Annotated in this window: 17 protein-coding genes and 1 tRNA gene; 8 read left to right on the forward strand and 10 right to left on the reverse strand. The window is 62.6% G+C overall.

Translation table 11 applies throughout. The features are described 5' to 3' along the window. Positions 1-71 precede the first annotated feature (71 nt). From ASE96_RS19540 to dnaA, 10 genes are all read right to left on the reverse strand, one after another. Positions 72-194, reverse strand: a complete 123-nt coding sequence (locus tag ASE96_RS19540; RefSeq protein ID WP_442853887.1) for a DLW-39 family protein — start codon at positions 192-194, stop codon at positions 72-74. 64 nt (positions 195-258) lie between these two features. Further along, positions 259-332: transfer RNA gene (locus tag ASE96_RS08550), tRNA-Ile, on the reverse strand. A gap of 97 nt (positions 333-429) precedes the next feature. Further along, positions 430-1,044 carry a DUF3566 domain-containing protein gene (locus tag ASE96_RS08555; protein ID WP_056428719.1) on the reverse strand — a complete coding sequence of 205 codons (615 nt, stop codon included), beginning with the start codon at positions 1,042-1,044 and terminating at the stop codon, positions 430-432. Further along, a complete protein-coding gene (gene gyrA / locus ASE96_RS08560) occupies positions 1,041-3,752 on the reverse strand; it encodes a DNA gyrase subunit A (protein ID WP_056428721.1) in 2,712 nt (903 codons plus the stop codon). The genes ASE96_RS08555 and gyrA overlap by 4 nt, the downstream gene beginning before the upstream one ends. A gap of 61 nt (positions 3,753-3,813) precedes the next feature. Beyond that, positions 3,814-5,898: a DNA topoisomerase (ATP-hydrolyzing) subunit B gene (gene gyrB, locus ASE96_RS08565; RefSeq protein WP_056428724.1), complete on the reverse strand. Its 2,085-nt coding sequence runs from the start codon at positions 5,896-5,898 to the stop codon at positions 3,814-3,816. 432 nt (positions 5,899-6,330) lie between these two features. Then, positions 6,331-6,894 carry a DUF721 domain-containing protein gene (locus ASE96_RS08570; RefSeq protein WP_056428729.1) on the reverse strand — a complete coding sequence of 188 codons (564 nt, stop codon included), beginning with the start codon at positions 6,892-6,894 and terminating at the stop codon, positions 6,331-6,333. Continuing rightward, positions 6,891-8,108 carry a DNA replication/repair protein RecF gene (gene recF / locus ASE96_RS08575; protein ID WP_056428732.1) on the reverse strand — a complete coding sequence of 406 codons (1,218 nt, stop codon included), beginning with the start codon at positions 8,106-8,108 and terminating at the stop codon, positions 6,891-6,893. The genes ASE96_RS08570 and recF overlap by 4 nt, the downstream gene beginning before the upstream one ends. Positions 8,109-8,134: 26 nt before the next feature. Further along, entirely contained in the window at positions 8,135-9,019 is an 885-nt protein-coding gene (gnd, locus tag ASE96_RS08580) for a phosphogluconate dehydrogenase (NAD(+)-dependent, decarboxylating) (protein ID WP_056428735.1), read from the reverse strand. 102 nt (positions 9,020-9,121) lie between these two features. After that, complete coding sequence (gene dnaN / locus ASE96_RS08585) at positions 9,122-10,246, reverse strand: DNA polymerase III subunit beta (protein WP_056428737.1); 1,125 nt, start codon at positions 10,244-10,246, stop codon at positions 9,122-9,124. Between the two features lie 532 nt (positions 10,247-10,778). Further along, positions 10,779-12,200, reverse strand: a complete 1,422-nt coding sequence (dnaA, locus tag ASE96_RS08590) for a chromosomal replication initiator protein DnaA (RefSeq protein WP_056428740.1) — start codon at positions 12,198-12,200, stop codon at positions 10,779-10,781. A gap of 463 nt (positions 12,201-12,663) precedes the next feature. Here dnaA and rpmH point away from each other — a divergent pair, with 463 nt between their 5' ends. The 8 genes from rpmH to ASE96_RS08620 all read left to right on the forward strand — a co-directional run bounded on the left by rpmH (position 12,664) and on the right by ASE96_RS08620 (position 18,351). Then, a complete protein-coding gene (gene rpmH, locus ASE96_RS18790) occupies positions 12,664-12,801 on the forward strand; it encodes a 50S ribosomal protein L34 (RefSeq protein WP_003800212.1) in 138 nt (45 codons plus the stop codon). A 41-nt stretch (positions 12,802-12,842) separates the two neighbouring features. Then, positions 12,843-13,253 carry a ribonuclease P protein component gene (gene rnpA, locus ASE96_RS18795; protein ID WP_082492643.1) on the forward strand — a complete coding sequence of 137 codons (411 nt, stop codon included), beginning with the start codon at positions 12,843-12,845 and terminating at the stop codon, positions 13,251-13,253. After that, on the forward strand, positions 13,246-13,641 hold the full coding sequence (gene yidD, locus ASE96_RS08595) for a membrane protein insertion efficiency factor YidD (RefSeq protein ID WP_056428743.1): 396 nt from the start codon (positions 13,246-13,248) through the stop codon (positions 13,639-13,641). The genes rnpA and yidD overlap by 8 nt, the downstream gene beginning before the upstream one ends. A 16-nt stretch (positions 13,642-13,657) precedes the next feature. Continuing rightward, positions 13,658-14,638, forward strand: coding sequence for a membrane protein insertase YidC (gene yidC, locus ASE96_RS08600; protein WP_056428744.1), 981 nt, complete (start codon positions 13,658-13,660; stop codon positions 14,636-14,638). Further along, positions 14,638-15,228 (forward strand): Jag family protein, encoded by a 591-nt coding sequence (locus ASE96_RS08605; protein ID WP_056428747.1) that lies wholly within the window; start codon positions 14,638-14,640, stop codon positions 15,226-15,228. Before yidC ends, ASE96_RS08605 begins: the two co-directional genes overlap by 1 nt. 17 nt (positions 15,229-15,245) lie before the next feature. Then, positions 15,246-15,896 carry a 16S rRNA (guanine(527)-N(7))-methyltransferase RsmG gene (gene rsmG, locus ASE96_RS08610; protein ID WP_056428750.1) on the forward strand — a complete coding sequence of 217 codons (651 nt, stop codon included), beginning with the start codon at positions 15,246-15,248 and terminating at the stop codon, positions 15,894-15,896. Between the two features lie 86 nt (positions 15,897-15,982). After that, on the forward strand, positions 15,983-17,050 hold the full coding sequence (locus tag ASE96_RS08615; RefSeq protein ID WP_326951866.1) for a ParA family protein: 1,068 nt from the start codon (positions 15,983-15,985) through the stop codon (positions 17,048-17,050). Positions 17,051-17,118: 68 nt separating this feature from the next. Continuing rightward, positions 17,119-18,351, forward strand: a complete 1,233-nt coding sequence (locus ASE96_RS08620) for a ParB/RepB/Spo0J family partition protein (RefSeq protein ID WP_056428753.1) — start codon at positions 17,119-17,121, stop codon at positions 18,349-18,351. The last annotated feature ends 1,171 nt before the right edge of the window (positions 18,352-19,522 follow it).

Here is a 19,522-nt window from a genome sequence, read left to right on the forward strand (position 1 = left end):
TAAGAAGCAACCCGACAATCATACCCTAGTTCGGCGAGCTGTTTTCCAGCTCCCGATCCGGGGAATCCGGGCTAGTCGACCGTATCGGTTGACTCGCTCCAGACCGTTTTCCGGGCTTCGGATTCCTGCACTTTCTTGTAGAGCAGGACACCTGCGATCGTAGCTGCAACAACGAGCAACTTCTTCACATGCACCCCGTTCCGGCTCTTCGATAAATAAATATCAACCGAACCTCCACTTGAATCTGTACAGATTCCGTGGGCGTACCAGGACTTGAACCTGGGACCTCTTCGTTATCAGCGAAGCGCTCTAACCGCCTGAGCTATACGCCCCGATGCCTCATCGGGCCGAGATATGACTTTACAGCACATCCCGGCCCGATCTCAAATCGAGGCATTTCCCCGGGAAAATTCCGGGAAAAACATGGGATTAGTCGTCTGTCAGGGTGACGCCGATGCCGCCTACCAGGGTGGCTGAGATGTTGTACAGCACTGCCGAGAGCATCGACAGGGCCGTCAGCAGGACGACGTTGATGACCGCGATGATGGTGGCGAAGGAGGCCACCTGTCCAAGCGAGGCGACCTTCTTCAATTCGAAGCCACCGCCTTCGGAGCCGGCCAGGGTCCCCAAAAGGCCGTCGACCTGATCGAAGATGCCGGTCAGATCCAGAACCGTCCACAGCACGATCGCGGCCACGACGGTCACGATGCCCAGTGCCACGGACAGCAGGAAGGCCATCTTCAGGACTGACCAGGGATCAACCTTGCTCACCAGCAGGCGGGCGCGGCGGACCTTGGCTTTGGGCGCCGGCTTGATCAGCCCGGACGTGTTCTGTCCCGATGCGGCCGGACGCTGTCCCGGAGCCGCCGGGCGTCCCTGTGCCGGACGCTGCCCTGGCGCCTGTGGCCGCTGGGCCGTGCCGTTGGCCCCGCCGGGACGCTGTTCGGGACGGGACGGGGCACTCACCCGCGGTGCGGCAGCTGGCTGCCGCACTCCGCCGGGAATGCCGCTGTTCGTCTTGGGATATGAGTCGGAATTACTCACGCGTTACCTCCGGTGTTGTCTTCGTCCAGCTCGGCATTGCCTGATGACTCATCTGACTCCGGGGCCGGTGCTGATTCTTCCGCTGCGGACCCCTCATGTGATCCGGTATCTCCAGCCAACGTTACGTCATCCGGCGCCGATGCCTCACTTTCGGCGCCATCGCTTTCAGCACCGTCGTCGGTCTCGAGGCCGCGTTCGCTGTTCCGGGCCACCGCGATGATGCGGTCGTTCTTGTCCGGCTTGGCAAAAATCACTCCCATGGTGTCGCGGCCCTTGGCGGGGACCCCGGTCACCGAGGAACGCACCACCTTGCCTCCTTCCATCACCACCAGGACTTCGTCTTCCTCGTTGACGATCAGGGCGCCGACGAGATGGCCGCGTTCCTCCTGGTACTTGCCGACCTTGATGCCCAGGCCGCCGCGTCCCTGGAGGCGGTATTCCTCCACCGCGGTCCGCTTGGCGAAGCCGCCCTCGGTGACTATGAAGACAAACGATCCGTCCTGCACGACGTCGGCCGCCAGCAATTCGTCGTCCTCACGGAACTTCATGCCGGTCACGCCCGACGTTGCCCGGCCCATAGGGCGCAGTGCCTCGTCCGTGGCTGTGAAGCGGATCGACTGGCCCTTGCGGGACACCAGCATGAGGTCATCGGTTTCGGACACCAGCTGGGCCGAGACGAGCTCATCGCCGTCGCGCAGGTTGATCGCGATGACGCCCGCGGACCGGTTGGTGTCGTAGTCCTCCAGGCGGGTCTTCTTGACCAGGCCGCGCTTGGTGGCGAGCACCAGGTACGGGGCGTGCTGGTAGTCGCGCAGGTCCAGCACTTGGGCGATGTGTTCGTCCGGCTGGAACGCCATCAGGTTTGCCACGTGCTGGCCCTTGGCGTCGCGGCCGGCTTCCACGAGCTCGTACGCCTTGGCGCGGTAGACCCGGCCCAGGTTGGTGAAGAACAACAGCCAGTGGTGGGTGGTGGTGACGAAGAAGTGTTCCACGACGTCGTCGCCGCGCAGCTGCGCGCCTTTGATACCCTTGCCGCCACGCTGCTGCGAGCGGTAGTTGTCGCTGCGGGTGCGCTTGACGTAACCGCCGCGGGTAATGGTGACGACCATTTCCTCTTCGGGGATCAGATCCTCGATGGACATGTCGCCGTCGTAGCCCAGCAGGACCTTGGTGCGGCGGTCATCGCCGTGCTTGGCGACAATCTCGGCCAGCTCGGTGCTGATGATTTCACGCTGGCGCTCCTCGGAGGCCAGGATCGAGTTGTACTCGGTGATCATGGCCTCGAGTTCGGCATGCTTGTCCTGGATCTTCTGGCGTTCCAGGGCCGCAAGGCGGCGCAGCTGCATGTCCAGGATGGCCCGGGCCTGCACGTCGTCGATGTCCAGAAGCTCCATCAGCCCGTCGCGGGCCGCTTCGGTGGTGTTCGACGCACGGATCAGGGCAATTACCTCATCGAGCGCATCCAGCGCCTTGAGAAGGGCCCGCAGGATGTGCGCTTCCTCCTCCGCCTTCCGCAGCCGGTACCGGGTGCGGCGGGCAATGACGTCCATCTGGTGCGTAACCCAGTGCCGGATAAAGGCATCGAGGCTCAGCGTGCGGGGAACACCGTCAACGATGGCCAGCATGTTGGCGGCGAAGTTGTCCTGCAGCTGGGTGTGCTTGTAGAGGTTGTTCAGCACCACCTTGGCCACGGCGTCGCGCTTGAGCACGATCACCAGCCGCTGGCCGGTGCGTCCCGAGGTTTCGTCGCGCAGGTCGGCGATGCCGGAGATCTTGCCGTCCTTGACCAGTTCGGCAATCTTGATGGCCAGGTTGTCCGGGTTGGCCTGGTAGGGCAGTTCGGTGACCACGAGGCAGGTGCGGCCCTGGAGTTCCTCGACGTTGACCACGGCACGCATGGTGATCGAGCCTCGGCCCGTGCGGTAGGCGTCCTCGATGCCCTTGTGGCCCAGGATGGTGGCGCCGGTCGGGAAATCCGGTCCCTTGATGCGCACGATCAGCTCTTCGAGCAGTTCCTCGCGCGTTGCCGTCGGGTTGGCCAGGTACCACTGGACACCGTCGGCAACCTCGCGGAGGTTGTGCGGCGGAATGTTGGTGGCCATGCCGACGGCGATCCCCGAGGATCCGTTGACCAACAGGTTCGGGAAGCGGGCGGGCAGGATGGTGGGTTCCTGGTTCTTGCCGTCATAGTTGTCCTGGAAATCGACGGTTTCCTCGTCGATGTCGCGGACCATCTCCATGGCGAGCGGGGCCATCTTCGTTTCGGTGTACCGCGGTGCTGCGGCGCCGTCGTTGCCGGGAGAACCGAAGTTGCCCTGGCCCAGCGCCAGCGGATAGCGCATGGTCCAGTCCTGAATCAGGCGTACCAGCGCGTCGTAGATGGCGGTGTCGCCATGCGGGTGGTACTGGCCCATGACCTCGCCCACCACGCGGGCGCACTTGTTGAAGGAGCGCTCCGGGCGGTAGCCGCCGTCGAACATCGCGTAAAGCACCCGGCGGTGGACCGGCTTGAGGCCGTCGCGGACGTCCGGCAGGGCACGTCCCACAATCACGGCCATCGCGTAGTCGAGGTAAGACCGCTGCATTTCCGTCTGCAGGTCAACCTGTTCGACGCGGTCGGTCAGCACATCGGTGTCAGGGACAGTGCCTTCGATGGCGGCCTCATCATCGGCCGGGCCGGCCGGAACTTCTGGTGTTTCGTCACTCATAGTCTATATTTTCCGTTTCAGGTATATATCAGTCCGGGAATATCTGGGGCTCAAGCGGCCGTTAGATGTCCAGGAACCGAACGTCCTTGGCGTTCTGCTGAATGAAGTTACGACGCGATTCCACGTCCTCCCCCATCAGGGTGGAGAAGGTCTGGTCCGCGGCCAGAGCGTCGTCCATGGTGACTTGCAGCAGGGTGCGGTGCTCCGGGTCCATGGTGGTGTCCCACAGCTCTGTGTAGTCCATTTCGCCGAGGCCCTTGTAGCGCTGGATGCCGTTGTCCTTGGGAATGCGGCGGCCGGCGGCCTGGCCGGACAGCAGCCGCGCATCGCGTTCGCGGTCGCTGTACACGTAGTCGTGCGGGGCGTTGGACCACTTAATCCGGTAGAGCGGCGGCTGCGCAAGATAGACATATCCGTTTTCGATAAGCGGGCGCATGTAGCGGAACAGCAGGGTCATCAGGAGAGTGGTGATGTGCTGGCCGTCGACGTCGGCATCAGCCATCAGGACGATCTTGTGGTAGCGCAGCTTGCTGAGGTCGAAGTCCTCACCGATACCCGTGCCGAACGCGGTAATCATGGACTGGACTTCGGCGTTGCCCAAGGCCTTGTCCAACCGGGCCCGCTCCACGTTCAGGATTTTTCCGCGCAGCGGAAGAATGGCCTGGGTTTCCGGGTTGCGGCCCCGCTTGGCGGAACCGCCTGCGGAGTCGCCCTCCACGATGTAGACCTCGCACTTTTCCGGGTTCTTGGAGGAACAGTCCGAGAGTTTTCCGGGCATACCGAAGGACTCCAGCGGGCTCTTGCGGCGTGCGTTGTCGCGGGCTTTGCGCGCGGCCATCCGGGCCTGGGCTGCGGAGATGGCCTTGCGGATGACGTCCCGGGCCGGGCCCGGATTGCGCTCGAGCCAGTCGCCCAATCCATCGGTGACGACGCGCTGGACGAAGCCCTTCACCTCGGAGTTGCCGAGCTTCGTCTTGGTCTGGCCCTCGAACTGCGGTTCGGCCAGCTTGACCGAAATAACGGCCGTTAGGCCTTCGCGGATGTCATCACCGGTGAGGTTGTCATCCTTTTCCTTGATGATGCTCTTTTCCCGCGCATAGCGGTTGATGAGCGAGGTCATCGCGGCGCGGAAGCCCTCTTCGTGGGTGCCGCCCTCGTGGGTATTGATGGTGTTGGCGTACGTGTGGACGCTCTCGGAGTACGCGTTCGTCCACTGCATCGCCATTTCCAGGGCAATGTGCCGTTCCGTGTCCTCGGTTTCGAAGGCGATGACGTCCTCGTGGACCACATCAACCTTCTTGCCGGAGTTCAGGTGCTGCACGTAGTCCAGCAGCCCGTTGTCGTACTGGTAAACCACGGTGTGGAACTCGGCAGGGACTTCGCCTTCGGTCTGGACGACGTCGAGATCCAGGTCCCCGTCGTCGGACGGTTCCTGGGTCGCCTGCCTTTCATCGGTGAGCGTGATGCGCAGGCCCTTGTTCAGGAAGGCCATCTGCTGGAAGCGGGCGCGCAGCGTTTCGAAATCGAAATCCGTCACTTCGAAGATGCCGGCATCGGGGTAGAACGTCTGGGTGGTGCCGGTTTCGGTGGTCTCCTCACCCTTGACCAGGCCGCCCTGCGGCTTGCCGCCGTCGGCGAACGACATCCGCCAGACGTGGCCCTGCCGGCGGACCTCGGTGTCGACCCGGCTCGAGAGCGCGTTGACCACGGAGATACCCACGCCGTGCAGGCCGCCGGACACGGCGTAACCGCCGCCGCCGAATTTGCCGCCGGCGTGCAGGATGGTCATCACGACCTCCACGGTGGGTTTGTGCTCCGTCGGGTGCATGTCGACCGGGATGCCGCGGCCGTTGTCGACCACCTTGACCCCGCCGTCGGCCTGCAAAACGATTTCGATGTGGGTGCAGTATCCGGCCAAGGCCTCATCGACCGAGTTGTCCACCACTTCATAGACCAGGTGGTGCAAACCACGCGGTCCCGTGGAACCGATGTACATGCCGGGACGTTTCCGGACGGCTTCCAGGCCTTCGAGCACCGTGATGTCGCTGGCGCCGTAGCCGTGGGGAGTTGCGGACTCCGGCGCGGTGTCCGCCGCTTCAGCAACTACTGGTTCCACGGCCGGGATCTCTGCATTGTCGTTAGCCACAGGCGCTTTCGACTCCTCTTTTTCGTTATAGGCCGGCCGATGCCACTTCCCAGGGGAAACAGCTTCTGCCAACGGGCACGTCACTGACCACACCGGTGGTGCTGCTGGCTCGAGGATCCGTCTACCGCACGCGGATGTTGCGTCGGAAACGGACTCAGTCAACGTTTCACCGGCGCCCAGTTATCTTCCACGATTCTACCGTGTTATAGGGACGAAACCCGCATTCTAGGGGCTCAAACGGGAAGGAAAGTGCCGCTGGGAGGCCGCAGACTCCACCTGCAAGGCCCCAGGAGTACCGGACTAGGGTTCCTATACGGCTGCCGGGCGTCCGAGCGCCCTACACGCCGTTTGCGGATTTTTCAAGAGTTTTGCAAGGAGTGCTTCAGATCCGGTGCGCCGCGGGCCGCCGGAGGTGTCCGGAATTATCCGGAGTTATCCGTAAGTATCCCGCGGGCCGCGTCCGTTGACGGTTCGGCCGCCCTTACGCCAGCTCGGCGCCGCAGGTCCGAGGACCTGGATCTTCGTCACGACTCCGTCGCCGAGTTCCGTGCGGAACTTCTCCAGCAGGCTGATGCTGAGCAGGCGAAGCTGAGTGGCCCAGGCGGTGGAATCACAGCGGACGTGGAGGGTGGTGTCGGTAAAACTCTCCGGCGTGCAGTGCGCGGATATTTCCGGTCCCACCAGAGTTGCCCACTCGGCCATCACCGAACCAACTGCCACCGGTGAGCTCCAGCCGCGCTCCGCGACGAGCCGGCCAACCACTTTGCCGAGCCCCATCGGGTCCCTTCCGGTGCCGTGGAACTGTCCGAATCCGCGGGTGCCGCCGGTACCGCGGCCAGGCTTTTGCGGGGTGGTGCCGGGGCGTGGCGGGCCTTTGCGCCGGATTTCCCCCCGGGCCGCTGCCGCCTCGCGCATCCGGTTCAGTGCTGACTGGGCAGCATCGATATCGTCGGGATCGCGGCCCGGCTGCAGGCCTCCGTCGGTATCCTTATTCATCGATCTTCCCGCTCATCGATTCCTCCGGGTACAACTCTCACCCGCCGGCCGGCCAGTTCCACCGGGATGTCATCGTCGACGGCGGCAGTCACCAGCACCTGTTCCGCGCCGGATACTATTGCCGCCAGTTTACGCCGCCGCTGGACGTCAAGCTCGGCAAAGACGTCGTCCAGGATCAGGATGGGGGCGGACCCGCCGGTGCGGGCATCATCGAGCATCACGTAGTACGAGGCCAGACGCAGGGACAGGCACATTGACCAGGTTTCGCCGTGCGAGGCGTACCCCTTCGCAGGGGCCGTGCCGAGGGTGAGTTCCAGTTCGTCGCGGTGCGGTCCGACGAGGGAGATCCCCCTTTCCAGTTCCTTGCGCCGTGACGAGGCGAAGGCCTGGACGTAGCGTTCGGTGAGTTCGTCCACGGAAAGCTGGCGCAGGTCCTCGGCCGGACCTGCCGCTTCTCCGGCGGCAGCGGGGAAGGCAGCGGACGGCGCCGCGGCGCCGTCGTCCTCCAAGGCCCCCTGCAGCGTGGAGCGGTAGATGGCCCCCGCGTTCTTGGACCCATCGGTGAGCTGCGCGTAGGCGTTGTTGAGGTGGGGGCGGAGCCGTTCCACCAGTTCAAGCCGCGCATGCAACAGTTCGGCTCCCGCCCGCGCCATGTGCTGGTCCCAGACATCCAGGGTGGCCTCATGTCCGCTCGTGAATTTGCCGGCGCGGGCGGATTTCAGCAGCGCATTGCGCTGCTTCAGCACCCGGTCGTAGTCGCTCCGGGTGGCCGCGTGCCGGGGAACGAGGCTGACCAGGAGCTCATCGAGGAAGCGGCGCCGGCTGGACGGATCGCCTTTGACCAGGGCGAGATCCTCCGGGGCAAACAGCACGGTCTGGCAAATGCCCAGGATGTCCCGGGCCCGGACCGGGTTGCTGCGGTTGATCCTGGCGCGGTTGGCGCGTGAACTGTTTATTTCGAGTTCGAGCACCGTCGACTGCTCGCCGCGGACCAGTTTGGCGCGGATCATGGCCCGCTCCGTGCCGAAACGCAGCAGCGGGGCGTCCGAGCTGACCCGGTGGGAACTGAGCGTCGCCAGGTAGCCGACGGCTTCCATGAGGTTGGTCTTGCCGATGCCGTTTGAGCCGACCAGAACCGTCACGCCGGGCTCGAAGGTCAGTTCAACCTGGGCGTAACTGCGGAAATCGGTGAGCGAAAGTTGTTCTAGGTACACGCCGGATTCAGTATTTCAGGGCAGGACTATTTGGCCGGACGGGTCGCATGCCCGCCGAACTGGTGGCGCAGCGCGGAAACCATCTTCATCGCCGGTGAGTTGTCCTCGCGCGAGGAGAAGCGGGCAAAAAGCGCTGCCGTGATGGCCGGGGCGGGCACGGCGTTGGCGATTGCCTCTTCCACCGTCCAGCGTCCCTCACCGGAATCCTCGACGTAGTCGTCAATCGAGGCCAGCCCCGGATCCTCGTCCAGGGCCTTGACCATGAGGTCCAGAAGCCAGGACCGGACGACCGTTCCCTTTTGCCAGGCGCGGAACGTGCCGGGCAGATCGGTGACGATGTCCTTGGCTGCGAGGAGTTCATAGCCTTCCGCATAGGCCTGCATGAGTCCGTACTCGATGCCATTGTGGACCATCTTGGCGTAGTGGCCGGCGCCGATCCCGCCGACGTGGACGAAACTGTCGGCGCGGTCGCCCTCGGGACGGAGGGCATCGAAAACGGGCATCGCACGTTCAATATCCGCTGCGTCCCCGCCGGCCATCAGGCCGTAGCCGTTTTGCAGGCCCCACACGCCGCCGGAGACACCGCAGTCGGCGAACCGGATGTCCTTTTCCGCCAGCGCGGCGCCGTGTTTCTGGTCCTCGGTGAAACGGGAGTTGCCGCCGTCGATCACCAGGTCTCCGGCGTCGAGTCGGTCACCAAGGTCGGTGATGACGGCATCGGTGATATCGCCGGAGGGGACCATTACCCAGATCAGGCGGGGCGCCGGTACGGCGGCGATGAGTTCGTCCAGGGTCGCGACGTCGGTGATCTCCGGGTTGCGGTCAAACCCGGTGACTTCGAGTCCACCCTTGCGCAGCCGTTCGCGCATGTTGAAACCCATTTTTCCAAGGCCGATCAGTCCGATGTGCACTGAGATGATCTCTTTTCTGCGCTGGGGTGTTTCGGGTGGTGACGTCAGCCCACTGGCTGGCAGTTAAGGCCGTTTTGAACCTCAAACGGCCTCAGCTGCAGGCTAGTTGGGCAGCCGGACCGGCATAACCAGGTAACGGTAGTCGCCCTGATCCTCGCCGTCGGCGTCGTTCTGTGCCGTGATCATCGCCGGTTTGGGCGCGCTGGTGAAGGAGAACCGCACGAACTTGGTTTCGATGACACTCAGGCCTTCGATCAGGTAGTGCGGATTGAAGGCGACGGTGATGTCCTCGCCGGTGAGCTGCGCCTCGAGTTCTTCCGACGCCTGGGCGTCTTCGCCGGTTCCAGCGTCGAGGTGCAGCTGGCCCTGGGTGAAGGCGAGCCGGACCGGGGTGTTGCGCTCCGCGACGAGCGAGACGCGGCGGACGGCCTCGACGAGTTCCGAGGTCTGCACGGTGGCGTGGATCGGTGTGGATTCGGGGAACAGTGAGCGGATCTTGGGGTAGTCGCCGTCGACCAGCAGGGACGTGGTGGTGCGGCCGCCGCTTTCGAACCCGATGAGCCGGCTGTCGTCATCGGCGAGGGCCAGGTTGATGTCGCCGCTGCCGCCCAGGGTCTTGGCGACCTCGTTGAGGGTTTTGGCCTTCACCAGTGCGCTGGTGGAGATGCCCGGAGTGACGGGCTTCCACGGGACCTCGCGCATGGCCAGCCGGTACCGGTCCGTGGCCAGGAGGGTGATGAGGTCGTCCTCGATCTCCATTCGTACGCCGGTGAGGATGGGCAGGGTGTCGTCCTTGCTCGCCGCGATGATCACCTGGGAGACAGCCTGGGCGAAGGAATCGCCCTGGACGGTTCCGCTGATGGGAGGCAGAGCGGGAAGCGGCGGGTATTCGGCTTCCGGCATGGTGGCGAGGTGGAAGCTGCTGCGGCGGCAGGTCAAGGTGACTTTGTTGCCGTCGGTCTCGATTTCGACCGGTGCGGAGGGCAGGCTGCGGCAGATGTCTGCCAGCAGGCGTCCGGAAACCAGGATGGTGCCTTCGGTGGTGATGTCTGCAGGTATTTCGAGCCTGGCGGAGGTCTCGTAGTCGAAGCTCGAAAGGCTGACGGTACCGGCTTCAGCCTTGAGGAGCAGGCCGGAAAGTACGGGTACTGGCGGCCGCGGAGACAACGACCGGGCGGTCCAGGTCACGGCTTCTGCCAGGACGTCCCGTTCGACTCTGAACTTCACGGAAGGGTGCCGCCTTTCATTGCTGCTGTCATCGCTGGTAGCCGGGCCGCTGGCCCGGCGGGGAATCACAAAAGATGTCCAGGACGGACACACTGCAGACAGCTTAGCCGCAAGAAGTGTGATTCTCCCATCCCCGGGTTACATCCGTGTGGTTCGGCCGGGCCCGCCCGGCGCCCGTTTCCGGCCGGGGCCGGGACGGTCCTGGGCTGTGTGCGGAGTCCGGCGGGAAGTTGTTATTTGAGGGAATTTCATTTTCTAGGGATTAGTAGTGTTAATAACTGCTGTGGATACTGTGGATAACCCCGTTTGGCGGTGTGATTCCGCGGTTAAGCCCTGTTCATGGGCTGTGGGCGGAGCAGGTTTTAAACAGGGTGTGGATGGGGATAACATTTTTGGCCGTTCCGCTGATCCACAGACGCCTTAAGGGTTTTAAGCCCATTAACCGCGGTTGTCCCCTTAACTATCCACAGGCTTGTCCACAGGTGCCTGTTAATAAGGTAAGAGTGCGCGACCGGTCAGGCCAGGAACCAGCTCAGGAATTGCGCTGCTGCTGCTTGATCCGGTTGGTCAGCTCGGTGACCTGGTTGTAGATCACACGGCGTTCCGCCATCAGTTCGCGGATCTTCCGGTCCGCGTGGATGACCGTCGTATGGTCGCGGCCGCCGAGTTCCTGCCCGATCTTGGGAAGGGACATGTCCGTGAGCTCGCGGCACAGGTACATGGCGATCTGCCGGGCGGTCACCAGTGTCCTGGTCCGCGACTTACTGCAGAGCTCTTCCATGCTGAGCTTGAAGTAGTCGGCAGTCTGCGTGAGGATCTGCGCGGAGGTGATCTCCTGGGCTCCGTCATCGGTGATGAGGTCCTTGAGCACCATCTCGGCGAGGGCAACATCGACCGGCTGGCGGTTGAGGCTGGCGAAGGCCGTCACCCGGATGAGTGCGCCCTCGAGTTCGCGGATGTTGCTGGAGATTTTCGAGGCGATGTATTCCAGGGCATCGTCCGGCGCGGACAGACCCTCGCTGAGGGCCTTCTTCCGGAGGATCGCGATCCGGGTCTCGAGTTCCGGCGGCTGGATATCGGTCAGCAGGCCCCACTCAAACCGCGACTTCATGCGGTCCTCGAAACCGGCAAGCAGCTTGGGCGGCTGATCCGAGGTGATGACCACCTGCTTGTTGTTGTTGTGCAGGGCGTTGAAGGTGTGGAAGAACTCCTCCAGCGTCCGGTCCTTGCCGGCCAGGAACTGGATGTCATCGATCAACAGGACATCGACGTTGCGGTACGTCGTTTTGAAGCTGGTGCCCTCGTCGTCACGGATCGAGTTGATGAAGTCGTTGGTGAATTCCTCGGAGTTCACGTAGCGGACCCGGATCCCGCTGTAGAGCCGGCGGGCGTAGTGGCCGATCGCATGGAGCAGGTGGGTCTTGCCCAGACCCGAATCACCGTAGATGAACAGCGGGTTGTAGGCCTTAGCCGGCGCTTCGGCCACCGCGACGGCGGCAGCGTGGGCGAACCGGTTGGAGGAACCGATCACGAAGGTGTCGAAGACATACTTCGGGTTGAGGCGGCCGAACTCGTGGGAGGTGCTGGGCAGCATCGGCTGGGGCTTCAGTTCCACGGAGGGATCGGCCACCAGGGACAGCTCGACTGCGGGTTCCGGCTCTGTGTGGAGCGGCACCAGATCGGTGTCGACGTCGATCGCGCAGCGGATTTCGTCGGAGAACACGTTCCGGAGGGCGTCGTCGAGGGCCTCCTTCACCTGCGTCTGCAACACTTCGCGGGTGAGTTCATTGGGTACGGCCACCAGAAGGGTGGAACCGATCAGTCCCTGGGCTTGGGCGAGGATGACGAAGCCACGCTGCCGCGGTGAAACGCGGTGGTCGTTCTCCAGCAGGCTCACAACCCGCCGCCAGGAACTTCCGACAGTGTTGGCTTGGTTGGCTTCGTCTACTGTCATCAATCAGTTCCTCAAACTTGCTTGCCTGCATTACCTGCAGCCACAAGTCCCGAACCAGTGCGCTGGCCCCGGCTTAATCCACAGGGTTATGCACATGCCGTGGATAATCGGCTACTGGGACACTCTAGGCGATGAAAAGTCCAGAAGATAGCTGGGATCTGTCCTGTGGATAATCACACGGTTGTAGTTCGAAAACGGGGCGCGTGACGTGCTTCATCCACAGGCTGGGGAGGCAGTTAGCCACAGTTGGGGAAAGCCTGCGGCGCGACCCCCGGTTTGACTCGGGAGGGCGGCAAGCCCTAACGTTGTGAAGTCCCATGTGTACGCTTTTCGCCTCATTTGAATCTCTCCCGACGCCTCGCGTCTTGCGAGTCGAGGGAAGCGGCACATACAAAACTTAGCGTCGACCAGTTCTTCCCCTTGATCGGGTGGGCGCACCTTTGATCCCACTGGAGTAACTAACGTGAGCAAGCGGACTTTTCAGCCGAATAACCGCCGTCGAGCCAAGAAGCACGGCTTCCGCCTTCGTATGCGTACCCGTGCCGGCCGTGCCATCCTGGCAGCCCGTCGTGGCAAGGGTCGCACCGAGCTGTCGGCCTAAATAACTGACTCGTCGGTCCACATCCCTGTGCGAGTGTAAAGGTGCTGGCCACCCGCAACCGTCTGAGGACATCAACCGATTTTTCAACAACTGTACGTTCCGGTGTCCGCAATGGACGCCGGAACGTAGTGTTATATACGGCAGCTCTCGCTGCCGACGAACCAAGCCGGATCGGATTCATCGTTTCCAAGAGTGTCGGGAACGCTGTGGTAAGGAACCTCGTTAAGAGGAGACTGAGAGAAGTCGGTGCTTTGTCGTTGCAGAAATATGGCAGCGGGTTTGCCATCGTGGTCCGGGCCCTGCCCGCCTCGGCGGGTGCCGGCTGGGACCAACTGCGGGCAGACTATGACGCCGCCTTGGAAAGCAACATGAAACGGCTGGGCAGGAGCCTTCCGAAGGCTGCTTCTTCAGTTTCTTACGAGACAACACAGGAAGGGACCCCGCGTGCGTAACTCAACTGCCGCCGTCGTCCCCCCTGCAAGATCCGCAGCAGTTTGGCTGGGCCGGGCAGTCTGGAACCTGCCCCGCAATATCCTCATCCTGTTGCTTCTGGCGTACCGCAAGGTGATCTCACCGCTGTACGGCCAGGTTTGCCGCTTTTTCCCCAGCTGTTCCGCCTATGCGCTTGAAGCCATTACGGTGCACGGTGCGGTCAAAGGAAGCTGGCTGGCGGCCAGGCGTCTGTTGCGTTGCCATCCCTGGAATGCCGGTGGTGTGGACCATGTCCCCGCCGGAAAATGCGAGTGGCCCGCGGACCGCACCCCCACAATTGTTGTGCTGAACAACCCGGACAAGTACCTGGCTGCTCAGACTGATGGAGAAGGCCGCTCTGCGGCCTGACGAATAGGGATATCGTATGGACTTCTTTGAAACAATCATGTTTCCGTTCAAGTGGCTTGTGTCCGCCATCATGGTGGTCTTCCACGATGGCCTGAGCGCCATCGGCATGCCCGCCGCCAACGGCTGGACGTGGACGCTGTCCATCATTGGACTGGTGCTGGTGATCCGGGCCGCCCTGATTCCCGTGTTCGTCAAGCAGATCAAAGCCCAGCGAGGCATGCAGCTCCTGCAGCCTGATCTGAAGAAGCTACAGGACAAGTACAAGGGCAAGACCGACCAGCTGTCCCGCCAGGCCATGGCGCAGGAACAGATGGCCATGTACAAGAAGCACGGAACCAATCCGTTCTCGGCCTGCCTCCCCATGCTGATCCAGATGCCGTTCTTCTTTGCCCTGTTCCAGGTCCTCTCCGGCATTACTACTGCAGCCACCAGCGGTAAGAGCATCGGGGCGATGAGCCACGAACAGGTGGTGCAGTTTGATGAGTCGAGCATCTTCGGGGCCCCGCTCTCCGCGACCCTGCTGCACGGGACGCCTGAGGGCGGCAACGTGGTGGCGGTGTGGATCCTCTCGATCGTGATGATCCTGGCCATGACGGCCTCGCAGTTCATCACGCAGAAGCAGATCATGGCCAAGAACATGTCCGAAGAGGCCATGGCCAGCCCGTTCATGAAGCAGCAGAAGATGATGCTTTACGTCCTGCCGATCGTCTTCGGCGTGGGTGGCATCAACTTCCCCATCGGCGTCCTGATCTACTGGACCACCACCAACCTCTGGACCATGGCGCAGCAGTTCTTCGTTATCCGCCGCATGCCGACGCCGGGATCCCCTGCCGCGAAGGCCCTGGCCGAGCGCCGTGCCGCCAAGGGTCTGCCGGCCCTGCCGCTGACGGGCGCCAAGAAGGCCGAAGCCGAAGCCGCCGAAGCCGCCGCTGCCGCAGCTCTGGTAGCCAAGAGCCAGCGCGTCCAGCCACAACGTAAGAACAGGAAGAGGAAGTAATGTCCGCCGAAAGCACCGAACACGCTATTTCCGCTGAAACCTCCGAGGAACAGGATGACGCTTTGAGCGCCGTCCAGGATTCTGACGCAGGGTCCGAAGATTCGGAAGGCAAGGGCACGTCCGCCAGCCGCCTCGAAGAAGAAGGCGATGTTGCTGCGGACTACCTCGAGGAACTGCTGGACATTGCCGACATTGACGGCGATATCGACATCGAAGTCCGCAACGGCCGGACCTACATCTCGATCGTCGCTGAGGAAGAGGCAGCCGGTCTGGAGAGTCTGGTCGGCAAGGACGGCGAAGTCCTCGAAGCGCTTCAGGAGCTCACCCGTCTGGCTGTGCTGTCCGCAACGGAAAACCGCTCACGACTGGTGCTGGACATCAACGGGTATCGCTCGGAGCGGGCTGGCGAGCTGCAGAAGATCGCGGAAGACGCCGTCGCGTCCGTCAAGGACTCGGGCGAGACCGTGGCCCTGGCCCCGATGAGCGCCTACGAGCGGAAAATTGTGCACGACGCCGTTGCTGACCTGGGGCTCGTCAGCGAGTCCGAAGGCGAAGGCGCTGACCGCCATATCGTCGTTTCCGCAGACTGAAGCCGCCGGATAGCTTAATGGTTGAGATTACCGCGGCCGAACTGCAGGCAGCACAGACCATCTTCGGGGACCGCCTGGACCTGGCGAAGCGCTATGTCGAGCACCTGGCCACGTCAGGGACGGAGCGGGGACTGATTGGCCCCCGCGAAATTCCCCGGCTGTGGAGCCGCCACGTGCTGAACTGCGCCGTGATCGAGAGCCAGATTGCCGAAGGGAGCCATGTGGCCGACGTCGGCAGCGGCGCGGGCCTGCCCGGCCTCTGTCTGGCCATTGCGCGGCCTGATCTGGAACTGACCCTGATCGAACCCCTGGAACGCCGGGTGATCTGGCTCCAAGAAGTAGTGGACGACCTTGGGCTCGACAACGTCACCATCATGCGCACCCGCGCAGAGCTGGCTGTCGGTATGGTCAACGCCGACGTCGTCACGGCGCGCGCCGTCTCGGCCCTCACCAACCTCGCCGGACTGACCATTCCGCTGCTTGCGGGCAAGGGCGAAGTGGTGGCTATTAAGGGACGCAGCGCTGGTGAGGAAATCGAAAAAGCGGCCAAGGTGATCCGCAAGCTTGGCGGCACCCAGACGTCAGTGGTGCTCGTGGGTGAGGACCTCCTCGAAGAACCCACAACCGTTGTCCGAATCGTTGTGAATAAGCCTCAAAAGATTGCCTAGCATCAGCCCGGTGCCCTCGGACTCCAACGGTAAGAGGTTAGGCTAGTAACCGGCAGCAAGAGCCGAACGAGAGTGAGTGTGTCACAGTGACCAGTAGCGAAGCCTCCACACAGCGGATTCCACCGTTTGTGTCCCTGGGGTCCGCACGGGCCTTCGTTGCGCCTGCAATCACTCATGATTACTCCGGAAATCACACGGCAGCGGTTGCGAAAACGGCCGGGATGGCCAGCGTTTCACGTGAAACATCTGTTGCCTCCAGCGGCAACGTGTTGGACTCCATCGACGACTCCAGCCCCATTGCCCGTGAGCTCGCCCATGAGAACAAGCGGCGTGAACGGCTCTTGGGCCGCGAACTTCCGAAGCCGGAGAAGACCCGGATCTTCACCGTCTCGAACCAGAAGGGCGGGGTCGGCAAGACCACGACGACGGTCAACATCGCCGCCGCCCTGGCCGCCGCCGGCTTGAACGTGCTGGTCATCGACATCGATCCGCAGGGAAATGCCTCGACGGCTCTTGGAATCGAACACCACGCCGACGTTGACAGCATTTATGACGTGCTCATCAACGACATCCCGTTGCAGGACGTCGTTGCACCGTGCCCGGACATCGACAAGCTGATCTGTGCACCGGCCACCATCCACCTTGCCGGCGCTGAGATTGAACTGGTCAGCCTGGTTGCCCGCGAGCAGCGGCTCCGCCGCGCCATTGACGTGTATGCCAAGGAGCGGGCAAAGAACGGTGAGGAGCGACTGGATTACATCTTCATCGACTGCCCGCCGAGTCTTGGCCTGCTGACAGTCAACGCGTTCTGTGCCGCCAATGAGGTGCTCATTCCGATTCAGTGCGAGTACTACGCGCTCGAAGGACTGAGCCAGTTGCTCAAGAACATCGAAATGATTCAGAAGCACTTGAATGCCGACCTGGTTGTGTCCACGATTCTCCTGACCATGTACGACGGCCGCACCAATCTGGCCGCCCAAGTGGCAGCTGAGGTACGTGAACACTTCCCGGAGCAGGTTCTTGGAGCTGTGGTCCCTCGTTCGGTACGAATTTCTGAAGCTCCCAGCTACCAGCAGACCGTGATGACCTATGATCCTTCATCCAGCGGGGCCCTGTCCTACCTGGAAGCCGCCGCCGAAATCGCGGAACGTTAGAATCTGTTCAAGCATTGCACTAGCTAGAGCCCGGTGATGCCCGGCTCTTCCAATGGAGGGATTTATCCATGAGCGATAAGCGACGCGGCCTCGGCCGTGGACTTGGGGCACTCATTCCAAGTTCCGCCGCGGCGTCCGGCAACGGGTCAGCGCCGTCCCGTCCAGTGGATCTGTTTTTTCCTGAAGCACGCAAGCGGACGCCCGCTGCGGAGGTGTCCGCTGCGGTAGACCCCGATGTGGCTCCCGACGAGGAGGTAGCAGCAGAGCCGCTGGCACCTTCCGCGAACACATCTCCGGGCGGGGCGTCTGACGTCACGGATCGGAAGACGGCTGCCGGTGCGAAAAAGGCGCCGGCGCGGAAGGTTCCTGCATCCAAGGGTGCTTCTCCGGCGTCCGCATCAAAGACTGCCGCCGGCGTGCCGGCCGCCGAGGAAACTGCGGTTGTTCCCGATGCGGAAGACCAGGGAGTGGAACTCGTTGAGGTACCCGGTGTGCGTTTTGCCGAAATTCCGGTCACCGACATCCACCCCAACCGCAAGCAGCCGCGTTCAGTCTTTGATGAGGACGACATGGCGGAGCTGGTTCATTCAGTTCGGGAAATCGGTGTCCTCCAGCCAATTGTTGTCCGTACTTCAACTGAAAAGGGCGGAGAACCCTACGAGCTCGTTATGGGCGAGCGTCGGTGGCGTGCAGTACAGGCCGCCGGACTGGAAACCATCCCCGCAATTGTCCGTGACACCACCGATGACGACCTCCTCCGCGACGCCCTGCTGGAAAACCTGCACCGGAGCCAGCTGAATCCCCTCGAGGAGGCCGCGGCCTACCAGCAGCTGCTCGAGGACTTCGGCACCACGCATGAACAACTGGCTGACCGCATCGGACGCTCGCGCCCGCAGGTGTCCAACACCCTGAGGCTGCTCAAGCTTCCGCCGCTGGTACAGCGCCGTGTGGCCGCCAACGTTATCTCTGCCGGCCACGCCCGTGCCCTGCTGGCTTTGCCGGATGCCGCTGCCATGGAACGCCTGGCGCAGAAGATTGTTGCGGAAGGCATGTCGGTACGTGCGACCGAAGAAGCGGTGACGCTCTACCAGAATCCGTCCTCCGCCCCGAAGAACAACATTCCGCGTCCAGGGGCTCGTCACGAACGCCTGGATTATCTGGCTTCGTCGCTCTCTGACCGCCTCGATACCAACGTCAAGATTTCTCTTGGCGCCCGCAAGGGACGGGTTAGCATCGAGTTCGCCAGCGTGGAAGATCTGAATAGGATCATGGATGTTCTTTCGCCGGGAGCTTCCAACTAGCACCGGACCGGAGATAGGAAAGGACCCGTTTCACGTGAAACGGGTCCTTTTTTGTGCCAGGGGCCGACTCCTGGATTCGGTGACGTGGTTCGAGACAGCTGGAAGCGTCAAGTGAACGCACCTTGAGGATCTCCCTTCATGACACCAGGGGTGTGCCATACTGCGGCGACCGGCCGATTGCGACGGAGCAGCTGCCTGGGGGGCTTCCTGGAGTGTGATCCTCGCTTTGGTCTTGGAGCTCTGGGATCCCGGGCGAGAACTAGGTCGGCGTGTTTCACGTGAAACCGTGGGCTGACTAAGAAGTCCCAAGAATGGGGCGACTGCCTTCCATCCGGCGGTGAGATTCATAAGTTGGATCATCCAGTCGTGTCTCCACAATCCGGAGCCTCGGTCCACCATCAGCTGATCTGTTCTACACCTGCGGTAGCGTCAGTCCCCGCAATCAGAATGTTCTTGCCACTGGTCCTCTCGGGATGTGCCTTTCGATCATCCGGGTGGTGAGTCCAGGCCGCTCAAGGCACCTCTCACAGCAGAAGCGGCGTGGTTTCACGTGAAACAGTCAATCACTAGGAAGCTATTAGCAGACAGCTGTCCCCTATCGCTTGCTGTGATGTCCGATGCCGGGCCGCCGGGCGCTACTGGGCGACTCTCGCGTATTGCGCAGGGACATCGGGGCGTCACCAAGCCCCTGAGGAGGCAGGAGCGGCCGGGATCACCCCCAGCTGCGCTCAGGGAAGGCTCGGAACTTACCCGGCCCATACGGCACGCGCAGATGGGTTCTGCAGACCCTAGCGGATCCCCCCGACCGAACCGCAAAATTACGGTCTCAACCGCAGCTCCACAGGTCTAAAGCAAGCAGGAATCGCCAGATTGCTGTCCCGACAGTACCCCTGGAGACCAAAGAGGACCTTGAACCACAGGGTGGACCGGGTACCTTCGCTTGTGCTTGATTGCGTCCTCTTCGAGCGTAGACCTGCAAAAGACTGAAACTGGCTGCCTCGTCTACCACCTGTCGTGCGCTCGGAGCCGCTAGTTGGATTCCTTACCTTCACGCGATGATGGGTTCGGAGCCCAGCAAAGGGACAACGCCACCGGGCCATAGTGGTCGACGTGGAGGCTTTCCTTGTCGGCGCCTCCTGCGACGTGGTGAAGGCCGCTCGTAGCCCATTCC

Source organism: Arthrobacter sp. Leaf69 (genome assembly GCF_001422645.1).
Classification (GTDB): domain Bacteria; phylum Actinomycetota; class Actinomycetes; order Actinomycetales; family Micrococcaceae; genus Arthrobacter.

Excerpts from the sequence above, each read along its gene's own strand:
- gyrA (WP_056428721.1), bottom strand. The coding sequence starts at position 3,752 with ATGAGTGACGAAACACCAGAAGTTCCGGCCGGCCCGGCCGATGATGAG.
- ASE96_RS08570 (WP_056428729.1), bottom strand. The coding sequence starts at position 6,894 with ATGAATAAGGATACCGACGGAGGCCTGCAGCCGGGCCGCGATCCCGAC.
- dnaA (WP_056428740.1), bottom strand. The coding sequence starts at position 12,200 with ATGACAGTAGACGAAGCCAACCAAGCCAACACTGTCGGAAGTTCCTGG.
- yidC (WP_056428744.1), top strand. The coding sequence starts at position 13,658 with ATGGACTTCTTTGAAACAATCATGTTTCCGTTCAAGTGGCTTGTGTCC.
- ASE96_RS08605 (WP_056428747.1), top strand. The coding sequence starts at position 14,638 with ATGTCCGCCGAAAGCACCGAACACGCTATTTCCGCTGAAACCTCCGAG.
- rsmG (WP_056428750.1), top strand. The coding sequence starts at position 15,246 with ATGGTTGAGATTACCGCGGCCGAACTGCAGGCAGCACAGACCATCTTC.
- ASE96_RS08620 (WP_056428753.1), top strand. The coding sequence starts at position 17,119 with ATGAGCGATAAGCGACGCGGCCTCGGCCGTGGACTTGGGGCACTCATT.